Raw genomic sequence first — 6,877 nt, 5'->3', positions numbered from 1 at the left:
GCCTGCCGGCCGGGCTCCCGTCCCGCGTCCTCGAGCTGGTGGACAGGATCGACCGGGTGGAGGCGATCACCTCCGTCGCGCTGGCACAGCCGGAGGCCGGGGTGGATCCCGCCGCGCGCGAGCCGGTTCTCCGGCGACTCGTCGCGGTGAAGGACGCCGCACGCCGGTCCGCGGTGGCCGCGGCCGGCGAGGCGGCGCTGAGAACCTTCTGACGACGCCCGGGGACCGGGACCGTCGGAGCGTCAGGTCACGCTCTCCGCGAGGGTGCCGGGCAACAGTCGACCGCGCACCGGGCGCCGTTCCGGGTACAGCCAAGGGACGGCACGTCACCGAGCCGCTCGATCCGCTCCCCCGTCTCGACCTCGTCGAGCATCTGCAGGATCATCTCGGTGAACTCGTGAGACGGGCCCGGGGTCGCGCACCGGGTGATGCGCACCCCGAGGTCGTCGGTGTCCTCGACGAGTTCGGTGTCGAGGTCCCAGATCACCTCGACGTGGTCGGAGATGAAGCCGACCGGGCACACCACGACGTCACGTATCCCCTGATGCGTCGCGAGGTCTCGGACGTGGTCCACGACGTCCGGTTCGAGCCACGGCACGCTCGGTGGCCCCGACCGGGACTGCCACACGACGTCGTACTCGTCCACCCCGGCCGCCGCGGCGACGAGACGCGCGGCATCGTTGACCTGACGGCTGTAGAGGTGACCGCCGAGTCTCTTGGGGCCGGCCGCGGCGTCGGCAGTGGTCGGGACGGAGTGTGCGGTGAACACCAGTCGGGGTTCTCCCCCCGTTCCGACCCCGGCACCGTCGGAGTCGGCGTCGCGGGCCAGTTGCCGGGCGTCCTCGAGGGCACGTGACAGGTCGGCGGCGAAGCGATCGACGAACTTCGGGTGGTCGTGGAACTGTCCCAGGCGCACGAGCGTGGGAGCGTTCTCGACCGCGCCCCGTGCCCGCTCGATGTCCTCGTGGTACTGCCCGCACCCGGAGTATCCACCCCATGCCGAGGTGACGAACACCGCCGCGGTGCGGACGCCATCGTCTCTCATCCGCATGAGGGTGTCCTCGAGGTACGGGGTCCAGTTGCGGTTGCCGAAATAGACGGGCAGGTCGCGGCCGCGGCGGGCCAGTTCGGCCTCGACATTCGCGATGATCTCGCGGTTGAGGTCGTTGATCGGGCTGCGGCCGCCCAGGTGGCGGTAGTGGGTGGCCACCTCCTCGAGGCGCTCCTGCGGGATCCCCCGGCCCCGGGTGACGTTCTCCAGGAACGGGATCACGTCCTCCTGCCCCTCCGGCCCGCCGAATGAGAGCACGAGCAGGGCGTCGACCTGCCCCATGGTGTCGTCCTGCCCCACGGTGTCGTCCGTCGCTCCTGTCATGTCACTTCTCCTGTCCGCTGAACGAGACCGTCCCCGCGCCGCCGTCCGCGTAGATCACCGTGCCGGTCGTGGCGGTCATGAGGTCCGAGAGCAGGGCGACGGCCGTCGTGGCCACCGCGGTGGGGTCGTCGACGTCCCATCCCAACGGGGCCCGCCGGTCCCACTCGTCCTGCATCTGGTCCAGCTCGCCACCGGGTCCGAGTGCCTCCCCCGCGATCGACTTCGCCGCGAGCGTCTTGACGGGCCCGGCGGCGATGAGGTTCGAGCGGATCCCCTCTGGACCCAGGTCGCGGGCGACATAGCGGTTGACCGCCTCGAGTGCGTTCTTGGCGACCGACATCCAGTTGTAGAACGGCATGGAGAACCGGGGATCGAAGTCCAGGCCGATGATCGACGCACCGTGGTTCAGCAGGGGTCGCACCGCCTTGGCCAGCGAGGCGTAGGAGTAGGCGGAGACCTCGAGTGCCACGGCCACGTCCTTCCAGGGCGCGTCGAGGAACGGATCACCGAGACAGCTGGGCGGCGCGAACCCGATCGAGTGCACGACGCCGTCCAGCGAGTCGGCGTGCTCCCGCACCCGGTCGGCCAGCGCGGCCAGGTCGTCCTCACTCTGGACGTCCAACTCGATCACAGGCGGACGCTCGGGCAGGCGTTTGGCGATGGCTTTGACCAACGACGGGCGGCCGAAGGCGGTGAGGATGACCTGCGCACCGTGCAGTTGGCAGTGCTTGGCGATGTGGAACGCGATGGAGGCATCGGTGATGACGCCCGTGACGAGGATCGTCTTACCGGAGAGCAGCCCGGAGCCGGTCTCCACCTTCTCGCCCGTGTCGGTCTGGCTCATGTCAGTGCCCCATTCCCATTCCACCGTCGACCGGGATCACGGCCCCGGAGATGTAGCCGGCGTCGTCACCGGCGAGAAAACTCACGATCCCGGCCACGTCTTCGGCCGACCCCTTGCGTCCGAGGGGGATCGCCGCGATCGCCTGCTCCTGCGTCTTGTCATCGAGACCGGCGGTCATGTCGGTGTCGATGAAACCCGGCGCCACGACGTTCGCGGTGATGCTGCGGGACCCGAGTTCGCGGGTGAGTGAGCGTGCCATGCCGACCAGACCGGCCTTCGACGAGGCGTAGTTCACCTGCCCCGCGGTGCCCGACTGCCCGACCACCGAGCCGATGAAGATCAGGCGACCGAACCGGGCCCGCAACATCCCGCGGGAGGCACGCTTGGCCACCCGGAACGCGCCCGAGAGGTTGGCGTCCACCACGCTGGTGAACTGCTCGTCCTTCATCCGCATGAGCAGGGTGTCCTCGGTGGTCCCCGCGTTGGAGACCACCACCTCCACGGGGCCGTACTCGGCCTCGACGGCGGTGAAGGCGGCGTCGACAGAGTCGGGGTCGGTCACATCGCACTGGACCCCGAAGAGCCCTTCGGGGGCCCCGGACCCGCGGTGGGTGACGGCGACGCGGTGGCCGTCGGCATGGAGCCGCTCGGCCACCGCCCGCCCGATTCCGCGGTTGCCTCCGGTCACGAGGACCGTTCGGGGGGTGGTGCCGGGCGTGCTCTCGGAAACCATGTCCCCACCCTAGCGAGCCGGGGCGGGCGGTCCGGCGCTGGTCCGCACTCGGGTCCCGGTCGGTGTCACGGGATCCGCCGGTGCGCGGTCAGTGACCCGACCGCCGCGAGCATGGCCAGCAGGGTGCCGATGACGAGCCAGGGGCGGGAGGCGTCGGCCTTCTTCCACTCGTAGCCGATCTGTTCCTCGAGGGTGCGGTAGACGGAGTCGAGTTCCTCGAGACTGGAGGCGGTGAAGAAGTCGCCCCCGGAGATGTCGGCGATCTGTCGCAGCGACGCGTCGTCGACGGGCACGGGCTGCGGCCTGCCCTGGATGTCGACGGTGCCGTACAGGGTGCCGAACGAGATGGTGGAGACGGGGATGCCGGCCTCCGAGGCCCGTTCGGCGGCGGTGAACGCGCCCCGCTCCTCGGTGGGGTCGGCGGGGACGGTCTCCTTGCCGTCGGAGAGCAGGACGATCCTCGCCGGGGGTGCCTGGTCGGGTCCGCCCAGGCTTTCGGTGAACGTGGTGATCGCCTGGGTGGCGGTGTAGATGGCCTCCCCGGTGGCGGTGCGCTCGTCGAGCCTGAGTCGCTCGACCGCGCGGACCACCGGTCCCCGGTCCGTGGTGGGGGCGACGAGCATCGAGGCGGTGCCCGCGTAGGAGACCAGGCCCAGGTTGACGCCCTGGGTGAGGTTGTTCGCGAAGGTCGTGGCGGCCTGCTGTGCGGCCTCGAGTCGCGACGGGGAGACGTCGGTGGCCTCCATGGACAGGGACACGTCGACGACGAGCATGACGGTCGCCCGGTTCCGTGGAACCTTCTGTTCGCGCTGTGGGCCGGCGAGGGCCACCACGAGGGTGAGCAGTGACAGCACCAGGAGCACGGCCGGGACGTGCGTGAACCAGCGGCGTCCTCGGCGATCGACGGTCCGGAGTACCCCGAAGTTGCCGAACCGCACGGTCCGGCGCTTCTTGGACCGCAGCGCGATGACGTATCCCACGGCGAGTGCCAGTGGAACGACCAGCAGGATCAGCCAGAGCGGATGCTGGAACTCGGACAGGCTCATCGCGTCGCCACCTCCTGCGTCCCGGGCCGGTCGTCGGGGAGGTCGCGGACGAGATTGTCGCCGGTCGGCAGGCCGCCCTGGCGGCGCACACCGACGAAGTCGATGACGTCACGGATCCAGTCACGGTCGGTCCGCAGGGCGAGGACGGGTGCGCCGCACCGCCGGAGCGCGGAGTGGACGCGGTCGCGGTGCTCACCGGCGGTTCGGCGGTAGTCGGCGGCGAGCGCGTCGTCGACGTCGAGTTCGAGGACCTCCCCGGTGGCGGGATCCTGCAGCAGGGCGGCGCCCACGGCCGGGAGTGCGATGTCGAGTGGGTCCGCCACGTGGACGGCGAGGAACTCGTGGCGGGTGCCCAGGACGCGCAGCGACCGTTCCCAGTCCACCTCGGACAGGAAGTCGGAGATCACCACCACCAGGCCGTGCCGGCGAGCGGCGTTCCGGACGGCGTGGAGGCAGTCGTCGAGCGAGCCCCCCGGCGTGACGCGTGGTGCCGACCGCGCCACCTCCTCCAGTAGGCGTCGGACGTGGTCCCGTCCGCCGGTCGCCCGCAGGACGCGTGGGCGTCCGTCCCCGGTGAGGACCATGCCGACCCGGCTACCACCGCCCGCCGAGAGGAAGCCGACGGTGGCGACGGCGGCCTCGACCAGTCGCCGCTTGGCCCCGTACCGGCCCTCCACGTCGAGACTCGGCGAGAGGTCGACGACCAGCCACGTCTCGAGCTCGCGGTCGGCGATGGTCTGACGGATGTGCGGGACGGTGGTCCTGGCGGTGACGGACCAGTCCATCGTTCGGACGTCGTCCCCGGGTTCGTAGGCTCGCGCCTCCCCGGGCTCGGTGCCCGGCCCGGGCAGCAGTCCGCGGTGGTCGCCGTTGAGTACCCCGTCGAGACGGCGCGTGACGAGCAGTTCCAGCTGGGCCAGGGCCGCACGGGACGACGCGTCGACGGGGTCGTCGCGTCTGCCCTCGTCCGCGGCGGTCACCGTGACGGCGGCGGGCCGGCCTGGGCGGGAACCGCGCTGATCTGTGGGAGCGGTACGGCTTCGAGCACGCGTCGCACCACGGTGTCGGCGGTGACCTCGTCGGCCAGCGCGTCATAGGTCAGCACGAGACGGTGCCGGAGGACGGCCGGCAGGACGTCGATCACGTCCTGCGGCACCACGTAGTCGCGTCCCCGCACCAGGGCGAGCGCACGGGCTGCGGTGACGGCCCCGAGCGTCGCACGGGGAGAGGCGCCGTAGGAGAGCCACCGCGCCACGTCCTCCAGCCCGTGCCGTGCGGGTTCGCGGGTGGCCACCGTGACGCGGACGACGTAGTCGACCAACGCGTGATGGACGAACACCTCGCGGACGGCCTTCTGCAACCGGATGAGGGCGTCGACGCCGAGGACCCGCGTGGGTTCCGGCGGGGTCGAGCCCATCCGGTAGACGATCTCGCGTTCTTCCTCCGGGGTGGGGTAGTCCATGACGAGCTTGAACAGGAAGCGGTCCCGTTGTGCCTCCGGCAGCTGGTAGACACCCTCGCTCTCAATGGGGTTCTGCGTGGCCATGACGAGGAATGGGCTGGGCATGGGGAAGGTCTGCCCGCCGATCGAGACGTGCCCCTCGGCCATGACCTCGAGCAGCGCGGACTGGACCTTGGCGGGTGCACGGTTGATCTCGTCCGCGAGCACGAAGTTCGCCAGGATGGGGCCGAGCTCGACATCGAACTCCTCGCGGCCCTGCCGGTAGATGCGGGTGCCGACGATGTCTGCGGGGACGAGGTCCGGGGTGAACTGGAGCCGCCGGAAACTCCCGCCCACGACGGTGGCGAAGGTCTCCACGGTGAGGGTCTTGGCCACGCCCGGGACGCCCTCGAGCAGGATGTGACCCCGCGAGAGGAGGCCGACGAGGATCATCTCGATCAGTCGGTCCTGGCCCACCACGACCTTCTTGACCTCGTAGACCGCTCGCTCGAGGAGACGTGCGTCCTCCGCGGCCGTCGACGCGCTCACGGGGGGCTCGCCGGGACGGCTCGACTGTTCGGGATGGGGATCGCTCACCGCGGAGGGCTCCTTCGCGTGGTCGGGTGTTCCGGGCGCCCTGCCGGGGCCGTCCGAACGGGTTGGGGACGACAGTACCGGTGCCGCGGTCAGACCAACCGGACCACCATCGGCGAGATCCCGGCCATCCGCACCGGCGAGATCTTCACGACGTCACCGGACTGGGGTGCCTCGACCATGCGGCCGTCGCCGAGGTACAGGGCCACGTGGCCGGGCCAGAACAGCATGTCGCCCCGCTGTCGCGTGGCCACCGGGAACTGCGGCCCGGCGGTGTACTGGTAGCCGGTGTAGTGCGGGAGCGCCTTGCCGATCCCGGCGAACGCGTAGATCATCAACCCCGAACAGTCGAAGCCGATCTTGTTGTAGTCACCGTGCCAGTCGGCGACCCCGCCGTCGCGGATGCCACGGGTGGGCCCGTTGGCATCGCCGCCTCCCCACGCGTACGGCATCCCGAGCTGGGAGAGGGCGCGGTTGACGACGGTCTCCACGCGAGCACTGTTCGAGGGGGTCCCGGCATTCCCGCCCTGGCCGGTGCCCTGCCCGGGCGCCGCCGGCCCCTGGGCGATCGAGCCGAAGTCGGCCCGACTGATCGCGTCGGCGACCTGCTGCACGATCGCCTCGGTGTCACCGTTGATGCCGGCGTCGACGGCCGCGCCCACGCTGCCGGCGTCGATGGTCCCCCCGATGGCTCGGGTCGCCTCGTCCGAGGAGCCCCCGGCGAACTGCCGGACCGCGCCCAGGTCGAGATGCGACGGGAGCGCGGAGGCGATGTCGGCCGCCTGCTTCCCGGCCTCCGGCTGGCCCGCGAGGACACTGAGGGCCTCCGCGCGCATCGCCTCTG

General features: G+C 70.9%; 7 protein-coding genes and 1 pseudogene. 1 reads left to right on the top strand and 7 read right to left on the bottom strand.

What is annotated here, in order from left to right:
* Nucleotides 1-212 (top strand): annotated as a pseudogene (locus G6024_RS13430) (hypothetical protein); the annotation flags it as partial.
* A 35-nt stretch (nucleotides 213-247) separates the two neighbouring features.
* Here G6024_RS13430 and G6024_RS13425 read toward each other — a convergent pair.
* From G6024_RS13425 to G6024_RS16750, 7 genes are all read right to left on the bottom strand, one after another.
* On the bottom strand, nucleotides 248-1,375 hold the full coding sequence (locus G6024_RS13425; protein ID WP_235027905.1) for a ferrochelatase: 1,128 nt from the start codon (nucleotides 1,373-1,375) through the stop codon (nucleotides 248-250).
* A gap of 1 nt (nucleotide 1,376) precedes the next feature.
* Nucleotides 1,377-2,219 (bottom strand): NADH-dependent enoyl-ACP reductase InhA, encoded by an 843-nt coding sequence (gene inhA, locus G6024_RS13420; RefSeq protein ID WP_159148915.1) that lies wholly within the window; start codon nucleotides 2,217-2,219, stop codon nucleotides 1,377-1,379.
* Nucleotide 2,220: 1 nt separating this feature from the next.
* Nucleotides 2,221-2,952, bottom strand: a complete 732-nt coding sequence (fabG1, locus tag G6024_RS13415; protein ID WP_120283251.1) for a 3-oxoacyl-ACP reductase FabG1 — start codon at nucleotides 2,950-2,952, stop codon at nucleotides 2,221-2,223.
* 65 nt (nucleotides 2,953-3,017) lie between these two features.
* Entirely contained in the window at nucleotides 3,018-3,998 is a 981-nt protein-coding gene (locus G6024_RS13410; RefSeq protein ID WP_159148914.1) for a VWA domain-containing protein, read from the bottom strand.
* On the bottom strand, nucleotides 3,995-4,978 hold the full coding sequence (locus G6024_RS13405) for a DUF58 domain-containing protein (protein ID WP_159148913.1): 984 nt from the start codon (nucleotides 4,976-4,978) through the stop codon (nucleotides 3,995-3,997). The genes G6024_RS13410 and G6024_RS13405 overlap by 4 nt, the downstream gene beginning before the upstream one ends.
* A complete protein-coding gene (locus G6024_RS13400; protein WP_067714538.1) occupies nucleotides 4,975-5,988 on the bottom strand; it encodes an AAA family ATPase in 1,014 nt (337 codons plus the stop codon). The genes G6024_RS13405 and G6024_RS13400 overlap by 4 nt, the downstream gene beginning before the upstream one ends.
* Before the next feature lie 137 nt (nucleotides 5,989-6,125).
* Nucleotides 6,126-6,877, bottom strand: a 752-nt coding sequence (locus tag G6024_RS16750; RefSeq protein ID WP_235027904.1) for an NlpC/P60 family protein, incomplete at its 5' end; no start/stop codon positions are given.

This window comes from Dietzia maris (genome assembly GCF_014144855.1).
Taxonomy (GTDB): domain Bacteria; phylum Actinomycetota; class Actinomycetes; order Mycobacteriales; family Mycobacteriaceae; genus Dietzia; species Dietzia kunjamensis.
Note: the sequence above shows the minus strand (reverse complement) of the source record. Positions and strands in the feature narration are given on the sequence as shown.